Annotated in this window: 9 protein-coding genes, 5 tRNA genes and 3 rRNA genes; 12 read left to right on the top strand and 5 right to left on the bottom strand. The window is 46.6% G+C overall.

The genetic code is table 11. The features are described from left to right. Positions 1 to 34 precede the first annotated feature (34 nt). On the bottom strand, positions 35 to 1,204 hold the full coding sequence (gene fadA, locus LDO37_RS00155; RefSeq protein ID WP_126607706.1) for an acetyl-CoA C-acyltransferase FadA: 1,170 nt from the start codon (positions 1,202 to 1,204) through the stop codon (positions 35 to 37). Positions 1,205 to 1,229: 25 nt separating this feature from the next. Further along, the gene (fadB, locus tag LDO37_RS00160; RefSeq protein WP_126607707.1) at positions 1,230 to 3,401 is read right to left on the bottom strand and encodes a fatty acid oxidation complex subunit alpha FadB; all 2,172 of its coding nucleotides are present in this window, start codon (positions 3,399 to 3,401) and stop codon (positions 1,230 to 1,232) included. Between the two features lie 218 nt (positions 3,402 to 3,619). On the opposite strand from fadB, the gene LDO37_RS00165 reads away from it, so the two are divergent. The 11 genes from LDO37_RS00165 to LDO37_RS00215 all read left to right on the top strand — a co-directional run bounded on the left by LDO37_RS00165 (position 3,620) and on the right by LDO37_RS00215 (position 12,492). Then, positions 3,620 to 4,237, top strand: a complete 618-nt coding sequence (locus LDO37_RS00165) for a YigZ family protein (RefSeq protein ID WP_101115410.1) — start codon at positions 3,620 to 3,622, stop codon at positions 4,235 to 4,237. 39 nt (positions 4,238 to 4,276) lie between these two features. Further along, the gene (locus LDO37_RS00170) at positions 4,277 to 5,734 is read left to right on the top strand and encodes a TrkH family potassium uptake protein (RefSeq protein WP_104401126.1); all 1,458 of its coding nucleotides are present in this window, start codon (positions 4,277 to 4,279) and stop codon (positions 5,732 to 5,734) included. 22 nt (positions 5,735 to 5,756) lie between these two features. Further along, entirely contained in the window at positions 5,757 to 6,290 is a 534-nt protein-coding gene (hemG, locus tag LDO37_RS00175; protein ID WP_126607708.1) for a menaquinone-dependent protoporphyrinogen IX dehydrogenase, read from the top strand. A gap of 495 nt (positions 6,291 to 6,785) precedes the next feature. Continuing rightward, positions 6,786 to 8,326 (top strand): 16S ribosomal RNA (locus LDO37_RS00180). Positions 8,327 to 8,414: 88 nt separating this feature from the next. Further along, positions 8,415 to 8,490, top strand: a tRNA-Glu gene (locus LDO37_RS00185). 2 nt (positions 8,491 to 8,492) lie between these two features. After that, positions 8,493 to 8,568 (top strand) — tRNA-Lys (locus LDO37_RS00190). 30 nt (positions 8,569 to 8,598) lie between these two features. Continuing rightward, a tRNA-Val gene (locus tag LDO37_RS00195) sits at positions 8,599 to 8,674 on the top strand. A 387-nt stretch (positions 8,675 to 9,061) separates the two neighbouring features. Beyond that, positions 9,062 to 11,953, top strand: a 23S ribosomal RNA gene (locus tag LDO37_RS00200). A 107-nt stretch (positions 11,954 to 12,060) separates the two neighbouring features. Continuing rightward, positions 12,061 to 12,176: ribosomal RNA gene (rrf, locus tag LDO37_RS00205) — 5S ribosomal RNA — on the top strand. Together the 16S, 23S and 5S rRNA genes with 5 tRNA genes alongside form the textbook arrangement of a ribosomal RNA operon. Before the next feature lie 94 nt (positions 12,177 to 12,270). Next, positions 12,271 to 12,347 (top strand) — tRNA-Asp (locus LDO37_RS00210). 68 nt (positions 12,348 to 12,415) lie between these two features. Continuing rightward, positions 12,416 to 12,492: transfer RNA gene (locus tag LDO37_RS00215), tRNA-Trp, on the top strand. 70 nt (positions 12,493 to 12,562) lie between these two features. On the opposite strand, the gene LDO37_RS00220 is transcribed toward LDO37_RS00215, so the two are convergent. Both LDO37_RS00220 and ilvY read right to left on the bottom strand, forming a co-directional pair. Further along, positions 12,563 to 14,095, bottom strand: coding sequence for a phospholipase D family protein (locus LDO37_RS00220; RefSeq protein WP_126606944.1), 1,533 nt, complete (start codon positions 14,093 to 14,095; stop codon positions 12,563 to 12,565). Positions 14,096 to 14,454: 359 nt separating this feature from the next. Continuing rightward, positions 14,455 to 15,345 (bottom strand): HTH-type transcriptional activator IlvY, encoded by an 891-nt coding sequence (gene ilvY / locus LDO37_RS00225; protein WP_126606945.1) that lies wholly within the window; start codon positions 15,343 to 15,345, stop codon positions 14,455 to 14,457. 161 nt (positions 15,346 to 15,506) lie between these two features. Between ilvY and ilvC the strand changes: the two genes are divergently transcribed. Beyond that, positions 15,507 to 16,991 (top strand): ketol-acid reductoisomerase, encoded by a 1,485-nt coding sequence (gene ilvC / locus LDO37_RS00230; RefSeq protein WP_101114943.1) that lies wholly within the window; start codon positions 15,507 to 15,509, stop codon positions 16,989 to 16,991. A gap of 228 nt (positions 16,992 to 17,219) precedes the next feature. Here ilvC and ubiK read toward each other — a convergent pair whose 3' ends face one another. Further along, the gene (gene ubiK, locus LDO37_RS00235; RefSeq protein ID WP_126606947.1) at positions 17,220 to 17,471 is read right to left on the bottom strand and encodes a ubiquinone biosynthesis accessory factor UbiK; all 252 of its coding nucleotides are present in this window, start codon (positions 17,469 to 17,471) and stop codon (positions 17,220 to 17,222) included. Positions 17,472 to 17,573 lie beyond the last annotated feature (102 nt).

Below are 17,573 nucleotides of genomic sequence, written 5' to 3' on the forward strand. Positions count from 1 at the left end.
AGAAATCTGACCTTTAATATTGTAGGGAAGTGGCTTAAACGTCTACCCGTTCGAACACGGTTGCAATTCCCTGCCCTAAACCAATACACATGGTCGCTAAACCGTACTTGGCATTGTTAGCTTCCATTAAATTGATAAGAGTGGTGGAAATTCGCGATCCTGAACAACCGAGAGGGTGACCAAGTGCGATAGCGCCACCGTTAAGGTTCACTTTTTCGTCAACCACATCCAGTAATCCTAAGTCTTTTGCACATGGCAAGGATTGCGCCGCAAAGGCTTCGTTTAGCTCTACCACATCCATGTCTTCGATAGAAAGACCGGCACGCTTAAGTGCTTTTTTGGTGGCAGGAACCGGTCCGTATCCCATGATGGAAGGATCGCAGCCAGCCACTGCCATTGAACGTACACGAGCACGAATTTTCAGCCCAAGCTCTTTGGCTTTGTTTTCACTCATCACCAGCATGGCGGATGCACCATCTGATAAAGCTGACGATGTCCCCGCTGTCACCGTTCCGTTAGCAGGATCGAATACAGGTCGAAGCTGAGATAACCCTTCCAAGGTGGTTTCAGGGCGAATGACTTCGTCATAATCTAAGGTGATCAGCGAACCGTCAGGAGCGTGCCCTTCGGTGGGCAGAATTTCATTTTTGAATCTACCTTCTTGAGAGGCGGCGTAAGCCCGAGCGTGCGAGCGTGCTGCAAATTCATCTTGTTGTTCACGGCTGATACCATGGATTTTGCCTAGCATCTCCGCGGTCAAACCCATCATACCCGCTGCTTTCGCTACGTTCTTTGACAAGCCAGGGTGAAAATCTACACCATGCGTCATGGGTACGTGCCCCATATGCTCAACACCACCGATAAGGCAGATATCGGCATCGCCAACCATGATGGCACGAGAGGCGTCATGAAGCGCTTGCATTGAAGAACCACACAGTCGGTTGACAGTAACGGCACCGACTTCAATCGGTAACCCTGCTAACAAAGCCGCATTTCTTGCGACATTGAAGCCTTGTTCTAGAGTTTGCTGCACACAGCCCCAGTATACGTCTTCGATTTCGGAAGGGTTAACCTGTGGGTTACGTTCCAAGATACCTTTCATCAAATGTGCGGATAGATCTTCTGCTCTTACATTGCGAAATGCGCCGCCTTTGGAGCGCCCCATCGGGGTTCTAAGGCAATCAACGATCACTACATTGTTCATTTTAAGATTCCTTTTCCAAAGAGGGTTATAACGTGCTTGCTCGTTGAGCACCGTAAAAAGAGTCGCCTTTTTCTGCCATATCAACCAACATTTTTGGTGGTAGATACATGGCACCAAGCTCAGCATATTGCTGTGCCATCGCGACAAACTCGGCAATACCCACACTGTCTAGGTAGCGGAATACCCCACCACGGAAAGGAGGGAAACCTAAGCCGTAAACCAGAGCCATATCCGCTTCTTGAGGAGAGGCGATAATGCCTTCTTCCAAGCACAAGACAACTTCGTTGATCATCGGAATCATCATGCGTTGAATAATGGTTTGCTCGTCAAAATCTTGCGGTTCAGCGCAGACGGGCGCAATCACAGAAAGAATGTCATCACTGAAGGCTTTCTTCGGTCGACCTTTCTTGTCCACGCTGTATTGATAGAACCCGCTGCCGTTTTTCTGGCCATAGCGATCAGATTCAAACAGCGCATCAATCACATCTTTGCCATCTTTACCCATACGCTCAGGGAAGCCTTGCGCCATAACGGCTTGTGCGTGATGGGCGGTATCGACACCGACAACATCTAGAAGGTAAGCCGGCCCCATTGGCCATCCAAACTTACGCTCCATTATTTTATCGACTTTGGTGAAGTCTGCCCCGTCACGCAGCAACATGCTGAAGCCGCCGAAATACGGGAATAAAACGCGATTCACAAAGAACCCTGGGCAGTCGTTCACAACGATAGGGGACTTGCCCATTTTGGCTGCGTAAGCGACCACTCGATTAATGGTTTCTTCCGATGTGTGTTCGCCTCGGATGATCTCTACCAACGGCATGCGATGAACTGGGTTGAAAAAGTGCATGCCACAGAAGTTTTCTGGGCGTTTAAGAGATTTCGCTAACAAATTGATTGGAATGGTAGACGTGTTAGATGTGATAACCGTATCTTCTCCAACGTGCTCTTCAACCTCACTAAGTACGGCGGCTTTTATTTTTGGATTTTCGACAACCGCTTCGACAATCACATCTGAGTTTTCAATACCTGCGTAATGCAAACTTGGGGTGATTGAAGCAAGAATTCCTGCCATTTTGAAGCCATCAATGCGACCACGAGACAAGCGCTTGTTCAACAGTTTGGATGCTTCGGTCATACCCAAATCTAATGACGGCTGAGCGATGTCTTTCATCATAACTGGAACGCCCTTAAGCGCGGATTGGTAAGCAATGCCTCCACCCATGATGCCCGCACCAAGTACAGCTGCACGTGCGGTGTCTTTCGATGCGGATTTCGCAGATTTCTTCGCTAGCCCTTTGATGTATTGATCGTTTAAGAACAGTCCTACCAAGGACTTGGCTTCTTCCGATTTTGCCAATTTAACAAAATACTTGCGTTCTACGTCCAATGCATCATTTCGAGCACTGTGAGCCGCTTCTTCAATGGCGGTTACCGCAGCCATTGGAGCAGGATAATGTGGTCCCGCTTTTTGGAATACCAAGCCTTTGGCCATGGTAAAACTCATCATGGCTTCTGTTTTACTTAATGTAAGGGCGGAGATTTTCTGCTCTCGACGCGCTTTCCATTCGATCACACCGTCAGCGGCTTGCTCAACAGTCTGGATCGCCGATTGGCGAAGGCTTGCGGTATCAACGACTGCATCCAGCAGCCCAACCTTTAATGCTTCATCTGCTCGGCAAGCTTTCCCTTGCGTAATGATTTCCATGGCACTGTCTGCACCTATCACGCGTGGCAGGCGTACACATCCGCCAAATCCAGGCATGATACCCAACTTGGTTTCAGGTAGCCCGATGCTGGTGGTTGCATCACCAATGCGAAAGTCAGTCGCGAGTACGCACTCACAACCGCCACCTAAAGCATGTCCTGTCATGGCAGAGAGTGTTGGAACGGGTAAATCTTCTAGTTTGCAGAAAATACTATTGGCAAACTGAACCCATTGGTCCAGTTCATCTTCAGGTTTTGCAAACAAACCGAGGAATTCAGTGATATCGGCACCTACGATAAAGGCATCTTTATCCGAGGTGAGAATAAGCCCTCTCAAGCCTGAATGATCTATAAGTGCATCCAGCGCCTGATCGAGCGATTCTAACGTAGCAAGGTCAAGCTTATTAACTGAGCCTGGAGAGCAAAAGCTAAGCTCGGCAATGCCGTTTTTTATTTCCTTTACTTGTAGAGTATTTGATTGGTAAATCATGTCTAACTCCGCGATATGCAATCCGAGATTGCTTGAGAGAGTGAATGTTATAGTTATGTTGTCATATTGTTCGACTTTGTAAGTGTGCGCTGAGTTGTGGTTAATTTCAATACATTTTCAAACGCGTGTTTGATTTTTATTAGGTTGATCCTGTTCAGTACACGACAGGCAGAAGGACGTGATACACTTCTCTCTCTTGTCAAACTGACCTATGTGCTATGAATTTACTCCCATTTTTAATTCCTGCAGAGCCGGTAATCTTCGAAGAAGAGATCAAAAAGAGCCTTTTCATTACTCAGTTGGCGCATACTCCGTCGATAGAGTCAGCCAAAGCATTTATAGAATCGGTAAAAGTTGAGCACGCATCTGCAAGGCATAATTGTTGGGGTTTTGCCGCTGGGAGGCCAGAAGATTCTCTTTTGTATGGATTCAGCGATGACGGTGAGCCATCAGGAACTGCAGGTAAGCCAATACTGGCTCAACTATCGGGGTCGGGTGTAGGGGAAATTAGCGCCGTGGTTACTCGATATTCAGGCGGAATTAAATTGGGAACCGGGGGATTAGTAAAAGCATATGGCGGTGGTGTACAGCAAGCACTTAAGCTGCTTCAAACAATCGAGAAAAAAATAACCACAAACCTTAAGCTAAGGTTAGACTATTCGTTCATGCCTATTGCTCAATCTTTAATGGAAACATACCAAGCTCATCAGCTTGATGCTGATTATGGCGAATTCGTTGAAGTGATTTTAGAAATAGAAGTAAGCCAAATGGAAGGGTTTACTCAGGCAATCATAAATAAGAGTGGCGCTAAAGCAACGGTCACGCCATTAAAATAGAATTTAGGAATATTAAGAAGCGACGCTTCTGAAGCAAGCATGCAATTTCGTTCAATTATCCGCATCGTCGGTTTGTTACTCGCTCTGTTTAGCGTGTCTATGCTGGCGCCCGCTTTTGTCGCGCTGATCTACCGAGATGGTGCCGGTGTGCCATTTGTCACCACATTTTTCGTACTGCTTATCGCTGGCGGTTTTTTCTGGTTTCCTAACCGCCATCATCGACATGAATTAAAAGCTCGTGATGGGTTTTTGATTGTGGTTCTATTTTGGACCGTAATCGGCAGTGCGGGGGCTCTCCCCTTCCTAATTTCAGATACCCCTGATATATCGGTTACGGACGCGTTTTTTGAATCTTTCTCAGCCTTGACCACCACAGGTGCAACCGTCATCGTCGGGCTTGATGACTTGCCCAAAGCGATACTGTTTTATCGACAGCTTCTGCAATGGTTTGGTGGTATGGGGATCATTGTATTAGCGGTCGCCATTCTTCCGGTGTTAGGTATCGGGGGAATGCAGTTATACCGAGCTGAAATTCCAGGTCCTGTAAAAGACAGCAAGATGACCCCACGTATTGCCGAAACCGCTAAAGCGCTCTGGTACATCTACCTCAGCCTAACCATTGCATGTGCGAGTGCATTTTGGTTAGCGGGGATGAGTTTGTTTGATGCCATCAGCCACAGTTTCTCGACGATCGCCATTGGTGGGTTTTCAACGCACGATGCCAGTATGGGGTACTTCGACAGTTCTGCCATTAATATGATTACGGTGGTATTTCTTCTTATTTCTGCGTGCAACTATTCATTGCACTTTGCTGCTTTTGCTTCTGGCGGTGTTCACCCTAAATATTATTGGAAAGATCCTGAATTTCGAGCCTTCTTCTTTATACAAGGTATCTTATTCCTGATCTGCTTCTTGCTATTACTTAAGCATCACTCTTATACCTCAGTGTTTGATGCTTTTGATCAGGCCCTCTTTCAAACCGTTTCTATTTCGACGACTGCTGGTTTTACGACAACTGGCTTTTCGGAATGGCCTCTCTTCTTACCAGTGCTGTTACTTTTCTCCTCTTTTATAGGGGGATGTGCAGGGTCAACGGGTGGTGGTATGAAAGTCATCCGTATTTTGTTGCTGACCTTGCAAGGGGCTCGTGAATTAAAACGCTTGGTTCACCCAAGGGCTGTATACACCATCAAAGTTGGGGGCACAGCGTTGTCCCAGAGAGTGGTGGATGCGGTTTGGGGGTTCTTCTCAGCGTACGCTCTGGTTTTTGTGGTTTGTATGCTGGCATTGATCGCGACAGGGATGGATGAATTGAGCGCGTTTTCTGCTGTAGCCGCTACGCTCAATAATTTAGGCCCAGGTCTGGGCGATGTCGCATTGCATTTTGGTGATATTAACGATACCGCCAAATGGGTATTGGTTGTATCGATGCTATTTGGTCGTTTAGAAATATTCACACTACTTATTCTGCTGACCCCAACATTCTGGCGCAGCTAAATTCACTAATTAAGGAAGCTCGATGGAAAAAGTACTTCTACTTCACTCCAGCCGAGAAGGGCAAACCGTTAAAATTCTCCACTATATAGAAGAGAAGCTTGGAAACGTTGAGTGTGAAACAAAAGACGTACACTTAATCGATGCGCTGGATTTGTCTGGTTACGATAAAGTCATCATTGGTGCGTCAATTCGTTACGGCCACCTTAATAAGAAATTGTATCGGTTTATCGAAGCGCACCTAGATCAGCTTAATAAAGCTAATGCAGTGTTCTTCTGTGTGAACTTAACAGCAAGAAAAGAGGCGGAAGGTAAAGATACACCTGAAGGCAGCGCTTATATAAGGAAGTTTCTTATAAAATCGCCTTGGCAGCCGCAATTAATAGGTGTTTTTGCTGGCGCGCTGTATTACCCACGATATCGTTGGTTCGACAGAGTAATGATCCGTTTTATTATGTCGATGACAGGCGGAGAAACGGATACAACGAAAGAAGTGGAATATACCAACTGGGAAAAGGTGTCTCTTTTTGTAGATTCAATAAAGAATTTGAATAAATAACCGCCATAAATCACCGTATCTGAGCGCTTTTTGCCCGAACGGATAAAAAGTCTAAAAAAAATGAAAAAAGGGGTTGTCAAAGAGACTCCGATCTCTATAATGCCCCCTCGCTGACACGGGAACGCTTCGAAAGAAACGAATCGAGTCAGAGGTTAGATTAGGTAGCTGAAAAGCTAACGAAATAAACTGAAAAAAGTGTTTGACACTAACGTTTATCTCGCTAAAATAGCCGTCCGATTTGAGTGAGACTCAAATCACGCTCTTTAACAATATAGACCTATCAATCTGTGTGGGCACTCGTTGATGATAATCCAAATAGATACTTCGGTATCAATTTAGGTTTCAATGAACTGAGTGACCAATACGAATAATGACTTTCTTTATAGAAACGAGTTATTTGGCACAGTCAATTCATTATCGTTCTGTTGGAACGATAATAGCTTTAAATTACATACGTAGTTTGAAGTCAGTATTCATTGAGCCGAACAAAATCTTAAATTGAAGAGTTTGATCATGGCTCAGATTGAACGCTGGCGGCAGTACTAACACATGCAAGTCGAGCGGAAACGAGAATAGCTTGCTATTCGGCGTCGAGCGGCGGACGGGTGAGTAATGCCTGGGAAATTGCCCTGATGTGGGGGATAACCATTGGAAACGATGGCTAATACCGCATAATGCCTTCGGGCCAAAGAGGGGGACCTTCGGGCCTCTCGCGTCAGGATATGCCCAGGTGGGATTAGCTAGTTGGTGAGGTAAAGGCTCACCAAGGCGACGATCCCTAGCTGGTCTGAGAGGATGATCAGCCACACTGGAACTGAGACACGGTCCAGACTCCTACGGGAGGCAGCAGTGGGGAATATTGCACAATGGGCGCAAGCCTGATGCAGCCATGCCGCGTGTATGAAGAAGGCCTTCGGGTTGTAAAGTACTTTCAGCAGTGAGGAAGGGTGTGAAGTTAATAGCTTCATATCTTGACGTTAGCTGCAGAAGAAGCACCGGCTAACTCCGTGCCAGCAGCCGCGGTAATACGGAGGGTGCGAGCGTTAATCGGAATTACTGGGCGTAAAGCGCATGCAGGTGGTTTGTTAAGTCAGATGTGAAAGCCCGGGGCTCAACCTCGGAACCGCATTTGAAACTGGCAGGCTAGAGTACTGTAGAGGGGGGTAGAATTTCAGGTGTAGCGGTGAAATGCGTAGAGATCTGAAGGAATACCAGTGGCGAAGGCGGCCCCCTGGACAGATACTGACACTCAGATGCGAAAGCGTGGGGAGCAAACAGGATTAGATACCCTGGTAGTCCACGCCGTAAACGATGTCTACTTGGAGGTTGTGGCCTTGAGCCGTGGCTTTCGGAGCTAACGCGTTAAGTAGACCGCCTGGGGAGTACGGTCGCAAGATTAAAACTCAAATGAATTGACGGGGGCCCGCACAAGCGGTGGAGCATGTGGTTTAATTCGATGCAACGCGAAGAACCTTACCTACTCTTGACATCCATAGAACTTAGCAGAGATGCTTTGGTGCCTTCGGGAACTATGAGACAGGTGCTGCATGGCTGTCGTCAGCTCGTGTTGTGAAATGTTGGGTTAAGTCCCGCAACGAGCGCAACCCTTATCCTTGTTTGCCAGCACGTAATGGTGGGAACTCCAGGGAGACTGCCGGTGATAAACCGGAGGAAGGTGGGGACGACGTCAAGTCATCATGGCCCTTACGAGTAGGGCTACACACGTGCTACAATGGCGCATACAGAGGGCGGCCAACCAGCGATGGTGAGCGAATCCCAAAAAGTGCGTCGTAGTCCGGATTGGAGTCTGCAACTCGACTCCATGAAGTCGGAATCGCTAGTAATCGTGGATCAGAATGCCACGGTGAATACGTTCCCGGGCCTTGTACACACCGCCCGTCACACCATGGGAGTGGGCTGCAAAAGAAGTAGGTAGTTTAACCTTCGGGGGGACGCTTACCACTTTGTGGTTCATGACTGGGGTGAAGTCGTAACAAGGTAGCCCTAGGGGAACCTGGGGCTGGATCACCTCCTTATACGATGATTGTCGCGATGAGTACCCACACAGATTGATACGGTTTATGTAGAAAAGAGAAATGAACGTTCCCATACGTTCATACTAGTGTCCCGTTCGTCTAGAGGCCTAGGACACCGCCCTTTCACGGCGGTAACAGGGGTTCGACTCCCCTACGGGATACCATTGGGTCGTTAGCTCAGTTGGTAGAGCAGTTGACTTTTAATCAATTGGTCGCAGGTTCGAATCCTGCACGACCCACCATTTCCTGCCACAGGAAATCAAAATATATGTGGGCGATTAGCTCAGTTGGGAGAGCACCTGCCTTACAAGCAGGGGGTCACTGGTTCGAGCCCGGTATCGCCCACCATTCTCTAAATATTTTTGGAATTTTAATCCAAACCACATCAAACTCTTGCTGCTGGTTCGGATTTTTGTCGCCTAATTTGCGCACTGAAAATCTTTAGAAAATGCATATCTTTCGATAGAAAGTGGCATCGCTCTTTAACAATTTGGAAAGCTGACGAATAACAACAATCCCCTTATCTACGGATAAGCGTTGTTATTCAAATTAAAAGTTCTCAAATCCTAGATGACTTGTTCATTTAGGTACCAACACACATTCAAGTGTTCTTGGGTTTTCACGAAAGTGAAAACATATTTGAGTCCGGCAAAATCGAAGTGTTGTCTCGCTCATAATAAAGAGACAACGATAAACCTTGGTTGTTTGCCATACAGAAACCTTTTGGGGTTGTATGGTTAAGTGACTAAGCGTACACGGTGGATGCCTTGGCAGTCAGAGGCGACGAAGGACGTATTAACTTGCGATAAGCGTAGATTAGGCAGTAAAAGCCACTTGAGTCTACGATTTCCGAATGGGGAAACCCACTTACATAAGTAAGTATCCTGTTGTGAATACATAGCAGCAGGAGGCAAACCGGGGGAACTGAAACATCTAAGTACCCCGAGGAAGAGAAATCAACCGAGATCCCGAAAGTAGCGGCGAGCGAAATTGGGTTAGCCCTTAAGCTTTTTGTGCGTCAGGTGAAGTCTCTGGAAAGGGACGCGATACAGGGTGATAGCCCCGTAACCGACAACGCACATTGAGTGAAATCGAGTAAGGCGGGACACGTGATATCCTGTCTGAATATGGGGGGACCATCCTCCAAGGCTAAATACTACTGACTGACCGATAGTGAACCAGTACCGTGAGGGAAAGGCGAAAAGAACCCCTGTGAGGGGAGTGAAATAGAACCTGAAACCGTGTACGTACAAGCAGTAGGAGCACCTTTGTGGTGTGACTGCGTACCTTTTGTATAATGGGTCAGCGACTTATATTCAGTGGCAAGGTTAACCGTTTAGGGGAGCCGTAGGGAAACCGAGTCTTAACTGGGCGTTCAGTCTCTGGATATAGACCCGAAACCAGGTGATCTAGCCATGGGCAGGTTGAAGGTTGAGTAACATCAACTGGAGGACCGAACCGACTAATGTTGAAAAATTAGCGGATGACTTGTGGCTAGGGGTGAAAGTACCAATCAAACCTGGAGATAGCTGGTTCTCCCCGAAAGCTATTTAGGTAGCGCCTCGGACGAATACTACTGGGGGTAGAGCACTGTTAAGGCTAGGGGGTCATCCCGACTTACCAACCCTTTGCAAACTCCGAATACCAGTAAGTACTATCCGGGAGACACACGGCGGGTGCTAACGTCCGTCGTGGAGAGGGAAACAACCCAGACCGCCAGCTAAGGTCCCAAATTACTACTAAGTGGGAAACGATGTGGGAAGGCTCAGACAGCCAGGATGTTGGCTTAGAAGCAGCCATCATTTAAAGAAAGCGTAATAGCTCACTGGTCGAGTCGCCTGCGCGGAAGATGTAACGGGGCTAAGTAGTAAACCGAAGCTGCGGCTGCAATCTTTTGATTGCGGGGTAGGGGAGCGTTCTGTAAGCCGTTGAAGGTGGTCTGTAAGGGCTGCTGGAGGTATCAGAAGTGCGAATGCTGACATGAGTAACGATAAAGGGAGTGAAAAACTCCCTCGCCGGAAGACCAAGGGTTCCTGTCCAACGTTAATCGGGGCAGGGTAAGTCGACCCCTAAGGCGAGGCTGAAAAGCGTAGTCGATGGGAAACGGGTTAATATTCCCGTACTTCTTACAATTGCGATGGGGGGACGGAGAAGGCTAAGTACCGGCGATGGTTGTCCAGGTTCAAGTGCGTAGGCTGATGGTTTAGGTAAATCCGGACCGTCATTAAGGCTGAGACACGACGTCGAGCTGCTACGGCAGTGAAGTCATTGATGCCATGCTTCCAGGAAAAGCCTCTAAGCTTCAGATTGTAAGGAATCGTACCCCAAACCGACACAGGTGGTCGGGTAGAGAATACCAAGGCGCTTGAGAGAACTCGGGTGAAGGAACTAGGCAAAATGGTACCGTAACTTCGGGAGAAGGTACGCTCTTGACGGTGAAGTCCCTCGCGGATGGAGCTATTAGGAGTCGCAGATACCAGGTGGCTGCAACTGTTTATTAAAAACACAGCACTGTGCAAAATCGTAAGATGACGTATACGGTGTGACGCCTGCCCGGTGCCGGAAGGTTAATTGATGGGGTTAGTCTTCGGACGAAGCTCTTGATCGAAGCCCTGGTAAACGGCGGTACCGTAACTATAACGGTCCTAAGGTAGCGAAATTCCTTGTCGGGTAAGTTCCGACCTGCACGAATGGCGTAATGATACCACGCTGTCTCCACCCGAGACTCAGTGAAATTGAAATCGCTGTGAAGATGCAGTGTACCCGCGGCTAGACGGAAAGACCCCGTGAACCTTTACTACAGCTTGGCACTGAACATTGAACCTACATGTGTAGGATAGGTGGGAGGCTTTGAAACCATGTCGCTAGATATGGTGGAGCCGTCCTTGAAATACCACCCTTGTAGCTTTGATGTTCTAACTTATTACCCATTATCTGGGGTGAGGACAGTGCCTGGTGGGTAGTTTGACTGGGGCGGTCTCCTCCCAAAGAGTAACGGAGGAGCACGAAGGTGGGCTAAACACGGTTGGACATCGTGTGGTTAGTGCAATGGCATAAGCCCGCTTGACTGCGAGAATGACAATTCGAGCAGGTGCGAAAGCAGGTCATAGTGATCCGGTGGTTCTGAATGGAAGGTAGCCATCGCTCAACGGATAAAAGGTACTCCGGGGATAACAGGCTGATACCGCCCAAGAGTTCATATCGACGGCGGTGTTTGGCACCTCGATGTCGGCTCATCACATCCTGGGGCTGAAGTCGGTCCCAAGGGTATGGCTGTTCGCCATTTAAAGTGGTACGCGAGCTGGGTTTAGAACGTCGTGAGACAGTTCGGTCCCTATCTGCCGTGGGCGTTGGAAGATTGAAGGGGGCTGCTCCTAGTACGAGAGGACCGGAGTGGACGAACCTCTGGTGTTCGGGTTGTCATGCCAATGGCATTGCCCGGTAGCTAAGTTCGGAATCGATAACCGCTGAAAGCATCTAAGCGGGAAGCGAGCCCTGAGATGAGTCTTCCCTGACACTTTAAGTGTCCTAAAGGGTTGTTCGAGACCAGAACGTTGATAGGCAGGGTGTGTAAGCGTTGTGAGGCGTTGAGCTAACCTGTACTAATTGCCCGTGAGGCTTAACCATACAACACCCAAGGGGTTTTGATGGACTCAGACAAGAACAGATTGAATGTGTAGAATTAGAACTTGCTCTTTATTTAAGAGATAGCAGCTTTCCGAATTAAGAATTTGCTTGGCGACCATAGCGTTGTGGACCCACCTGACTCCATGCCGAACTCAGAAGTGAAACGCAATAGCGCCGATGGTAGTGTGGGGTTTCCCCATGTGAGAGTAGGACATCGCCAGGCTTGTTTCCTTGTTTTCAGATTTTGAAAAATCTGAAGGCAAAACTAAATAAAGCAATCTAACCATAAGACTTTATTTAGTAAGAGATACCACTGCGGAGTGGTAGTTCAGTTGGTTAGAATACCGGCCTGTCACGCCGGGGGTCGCGGGTTCGAGTCCCGTCCACTCCGCCATTTATTTGAGAAGCCTCGCCTTACGCGAGGTTTTTTTGAATCTGATAGCTAAAGGTTCAATACAATTTAGGGGTGTAGCTCCAATTGGCAGAGCAGCGGATTCCAAATCCGCGTGTTGGGAGTTCGAATCTCTCCACCCCTGCCATATTTGAAAGCCTCGTCGAAAGACGAGGCTTTTTTGTATCTATTGCTTTTGCAAAGCAAGTGCCTGAATTCTAAAGTACATCTTTGGGAATGAATCGACGCAGTTTGACACCGATTTGTTTGGAAATACTGACTTCACTATCAGGGTTAAAGTCAGGTGTAATCCTCCACGCGTTTTCTGGTTCCATTTCTACATGCATTGATTTCGAAACGTGTTGAGTGATTTCAGGAGAATGAATAATGGCAAAACTCTCCGTGTTTAAATTGGCACTTCGTGGGTCGAAGTTATAAGTACCGATGGCTGTGATGCTTTCATCTACTACCATGGTTTTTGCGTGAAGACCAAAAATCGGGGTGGAAGAGAGTTTTTTGTACATATGTTCGGTCATCACTCGCTGCCTTATCTTGGCGTCAGGCTTGAACTCGTAAATCTCTACCCCTGTATCAAGCAGTTGCTTGCGGTTGCGCTGGTAACCGCTAAATGCTGCAAGATTATCATTAGATGCAAGGCTATTCGTTAAGATTTTGATGGTTATACCTTTATCAACTAATTCACGTAAAAAAGCCCGATCCTTTTTCGTCGTGACAAGATAAGGCGTCTGAATCAGAATCGACTTTTGAGCACTTTCGGCCAGTTGAACTAATCTATCTTGGGTTACACTCCCACCGCCAAGAAAAGAGTGCCTATCATTTTTTCCTGGCTGGTCTGAGATGTATTCGACATTATCAACGAACTTAAATTTGCCTTCTTTGGCCAACCGTTGAAATGTAGTCGGCACTTTTTCAATATCTGACCGTATTTGAGGATGGAAGTGCTCTGGGTTACATGCGTATGAGTGAAGCCTCGAGAAATCAGGATTGGCATCGTGAGAAGGTGTGCTGAACAAATCTTCAACAGGTACGCTGAGCTTGTTGTTCCAGTATTCTTCAAACGATACATCAATGTGTTTGACTGCTTGACCCGCTAAAAATACATCTCTGTCGCGGAAGTTGTATTCGTGGTCAAACCCAAAGTACTCATCTGCGATGTTCCGCCCACCAGTAATAGCTATCTGGCTATCAACTAAAAAGACTTTGTTGTGCATACGCTGATTAATACCGTGGAAATCGGTGACGGCGGTTGAGATTTTCTGAGCGATGTTTTTGCCGATGTTGGCATTAGGGTTATAAATCTTGATTTCAAAGTTTTCATGCGCAGCAAGAATTAATAGTTCATCGCCTCTTGCATCCAACATAATGTCATCGACTAAGACTCTTACTTTTACCCCACGCTCTGCGGCTCTCACTAGATAATCCGTTGCTATCAAACCTACGTTATCAACAGAGAATATAAAGTACTGAACGTCGATCGTCTTTTCTGCTCGTTCTGTTAGCCATGCTCTCGACATCATGGCTTCAGTGCCTTGTTCGAGCACATATACCCCAGTTTTAGTTTCCATCTGAGCACGATACGGTTCTATAAAGTGTGAGATTGGCAAAGGCGTTTTTTCTGCAAGAGAGCGACAATGATTTTTTTCAGAGACTGGGACGCTATCTGGTGCTGGACTACAGCCAAGCAATGGTGCGGAGAGCAAAGCAAAAGTGATGTTTCTAAATATGGACATTGGGTAAGCGCCTTTTTCTCTATTGAACCAAGGGGAGACATTGCCAAATATACTAGGGTCTGTTGACCTTTCGAGATGATTTTTGCAGCAATTTGTGGGTTCTTTATACTAGGCAGCGCTCATTCGGTGTAGTCGCTCTACATCAATGAGCGATAACACAGTAGAAATAAGCCACAAATGCTGCCCGAAGGGTTCGTTTCTATACCTTTTACTCTTTGTTGCAAGGCATTTACTTAGAATGACTAGGCTACACACCTTGCGTCGCGATTAAAAGGCATAGAACTCGAACAAAATTTAACCACGAAAGGTCAACAGACCCTAATCAAGACTTTTAACAATGTCAGTATTCAAGGTTACCACTATGGTTGGATATAGACCTTTTCAGCAACTTTCCAGAAAGCAGAAAGTAGAGGATTGTCTAAATTTGAGCGTTTACATACGACGCCTAATTTAAAGGGTTTAATGGATTCCAGCTTGAGACGCTGAATCTTATCTCTTACAGGGCTATTTACGATAACGACTTCTGGGGCGATACCCACACCACATCCGAGAGCGACCATGCTGACAATGGCTTCGTGCCCCGATACTTGGGCATAAATGTTAGGTTTTATGCGCATTTTTTTAAACCAGGCATTTGCTCTCTCTCGTGCTGTTCCCGCTTCAGGAACGATAAAAGGAATTTTGTTCCAATCGGGTGTGCTTTCCATCAATTCCGATCCGAAACTGCTTACCCCAGCAGGTGCAATGACGGAGAGCGGTATATCGCTGATCGATTCAAACTCAAGCCTAGCTGGCAATAACTCGGGCAGTGCAGAGATCGCAATATCAGTTTCATCGTTCATGACCTTATTGATTGCTTGTGCGGGGTCACCCGTAGAGAGCTCAAATTCAATATAAGGGTATAGCAGCCTAAATTCAGCAAGTAACTCAGGTAGGTGGCTGTAGCTAGCCGTCACTGAGCAGAACAAACGTAATTTCCCTCTTAGTTCGTTCTCTCCATGCTGAGTATCGGACTGAAACTGATGCCATTCACTGACGATATTAACGGCAATGGGCAGCAACTTCTTACCAGCAGGTGTCAGTTCTACTGAACGATTGTCTCGAAGAAACAGGTTTTGCTGCGTGTCTTGTTCGAGCTTTTGGATCTGCCGGCTTAATGCTGATGCACTCACATGCATAGCAGTTGCTGTTTTACTGAAACTTTTACTCTCACATAGGTGAATAAAGGCTTGAAGACTTTTGATATTCATAATGGTGTCACTTTGAGCAATATAAAATAGCCACTATTGCGTTTATTGCAATTACTGGTTGTGAATATATCACTTTGAGCAACTTAATGTCTGAATTAGTATAAGGTTATTCGACGCTATACCGTCGACCTTATGGATAAATTAAACAGGAGTTCCAGAAAATGGCTAACTACTTCAACACTTTAAACTTGCGTGAGCAGCTAGACCAGTTGGGTCGTTGCCGTTTTATGGATCGCAGCGAATTTGCAACAGAAGCGGATTACCTAAAAGGTAAAAAAGTGGTCATCGTTGGTTGTGGCGCACAAGGCCTTAACCAAGGTCTGAACATGCGCGACTCTGGTTTGGACGTATCTTATGCGCTTCGCCAAGCAGCAATTGATGAGCAGCGCCAATCGTTTAAAAATGCAAAAGACAATGGTTTTGAAGTTGGCAGCTACGAAACACTTATCCCACAGGCAGATTTAGTTGTTAACCTGACTCCAGATAAGCAACACAGCAATGTTGTTGAGACAGTAATGCCTCTAATGAAAGAAGGTGCTGCACTGGGTTACTCTCATGGTTTCAACGTTGTTGAAGAGGGTATGCAGGTACGTAAAGATTTGACCGTTGTGATGGTTGCACCTAAGTGTCCTGGTACGGAAGTTCGTGAAGAATACAAGCGTGGCTTTGGTGTACCGACTCTGATTGCAGTTCACCCTGAAAACGATCCGAAGGGCGAAGGCTGGGATATCGCTAAAGCTTGGGCTGCAGCAACAGGTGGTCACCGAGCTGGTTGTCTTGAGTCTTCATTCGTCGCTGAAGTGAAATCCGATCTAATGGGCGAGCAGACTATTCTATGTGGCATGCTGCAAGCTGGTTCTATCGTATGTTATGAGAAGATGATTGCGGACGGTGTAGATGCAGGTTACGCAGGTAAGCTTCTACAGTACGGTTGGGAAACGGTGACCGAAGCACTTAAGTTTGGTGGCATCACTCATATGATGGATCGCCTATCTAACCCTGCGAAAGTGAAAGCGTTTGAGTTGTCTGAAGAATTGAAAGATCTGATGCGTCCGCTTTACAACAAGCACATGGATGACATCATCACAGGTCACTTCTCTAGCACTATGATGGCTGACTGGGCAAATGATGATGCGAACCTTCTTGGCTGGCGTGAAGAGACAGGTGAAACTGCCTTTGAAAACTACCCAGAATCTGACGTTGAAATCTCTGAGCAAGAGTACTTTGACAACGGTATTCTAATGATTGCCATGGTGCGTGCGGGTGTTGAGCTAGCATTTGAAGCGATGACCGCGTCTGGCATCATTGATGAATCTGCTTACTATGAATCACTTCACGAGCTTCCATTGATCGCGAACACAATCGCACGTAAGCGCCTGTACGAAATGAACGTCGTAATTTCAGATACAGCAGAATACGGTAACTACCTATTTGCTAACGTAGCGACTCCACTTTTACGCGAGAAATTCATGCCTTCTGTAAACACAGATGTTATCGGTAAAGGTTTGGGTGAAACTTCTAACCAAGTTGATAACGCTCGTTTGATTGAAGTAAATGAAGCGATTCGTAACCACCCTGTTGAATACATCGGTGAAGAGCTACGCGGCTACATGACTGACATGAAGCGTATCGCCGTTGGTGGTTAATGACGTGAAATAGACTTCTAAGTTAGTGTGAAGGTCGGTATATGTTTGAAACAGTACGCCTTCACCTAAAATGACGAAGTTATTTCTGCGTTATCGACTACGCTTATATTGCAAAAGAACTCCAGCAGACTGGGGTCGATAATACAAAAAGTAAACACAACACATAAATAAAAGGCTTGCTCTGTCGTTAGAGCAAGCCTTTCTTTTTGCTTGAAGGAAAAGTGGCTTCTATTTTTCGCTCAGCTTTTCTTCTAGATCTGCCAGCTTTTGCTCCATCTCCGTCAGCTTTTGGCGAGTGCGCAACAATACTTGAGTTTGCACATCAAACTCTTCTCTGCTGACAACATCCAACTTATTGAGTTGGCCTTGGATAACTTGGCGAACCTTTTGTTCTACATCAGTACTGAGCTCTTTGACAGGCTGAGGCATTGACTCATGAATTTGTTTGGCAATTTGTTCGAGTTTCTTGGGATCAAACATGGGTAACTCCTTTCAATTTAACCTCATTTTATGTAATTCGCTGGTCGTTGTCGTTAGTCTTTAGCAAGAAAAAAGGCTACCGAAGTAGCCTTTTTACGTTTT

The sequence above is a fragment of the Vibrio penaeicida genome, assembly GCF_019977755.1.
Classification (GTDB): Bacteria; Pseudomonadota; Gammaproteobacteria; order Enterobacterales; family Vibrionaceae; genus Vibrio; species Vibrio penaeicida.

Excerpts from the sequence above, each read along its gene's own strand:
- fadA (WP_126607706.1), bottom strand. The coding sequence starts at position 1,204 with ATGAACAATGTAGTGATCGTTGATTGCCTTAGAACCCCGATGGGGCGC.
- fadB (WP_126607707.1), bottom strand. The coding sequence starts at position 3,401 with ATGATTTACCAATCAAATACTCTACAAGTAAAGGAAATAAAAAACGGC.
- LDO37_RS00165 (WP_101115410.1), top strand. The coding sequence starts at position 3,620 with ATGAATTTACTCCCATTTTTAATTCCTGCAGAGCCGGTAATCTTCGAA.
- LDO37_RS00170 (WP_104401126.1), top strand. The coding sequence starts at position 4,277 with ATGCAATTTCGTTCAATTATCCGCATCGTCGGTTTGTTACTCGCTCTG.
- hemG (WP_126607708.1), top strand. The coding sequence starts at position 5,757 with ATGGAAAAAGTACTTCTACTTCACTCCAGCCGAGAAGGGCAAACCGTT.
- LDO37_RS00220 (WP_126606944.1), bottom strand. The coding sequence starts at position 14,095 with ATGTCCATATTTAGAAACATCACTTTTGCTTTGCTCTCCGCACCATTG.
- ilvY (WP_126606945.1), bottom strand. The coding sequence starts at position 15,345 with ATGAATATCAAAAGTCTTCAAGCCTTTATTCACCTATGTGAGAGTAAA.
- ilvC (WP_101114943.1), top strand. The coding sequence starts at position 15,507 with ATGGCTAACTACTTCAACACTTTAAACTTGCGTGAGCAGCTAGACCAG.
- ubiK (WP_126606947.1), bottom strand. The coding sequence starts at position 17,471 with ATGTTTGATCCCAAGAAACTCGAACAAATTGCCAAACAAATTCATGAG.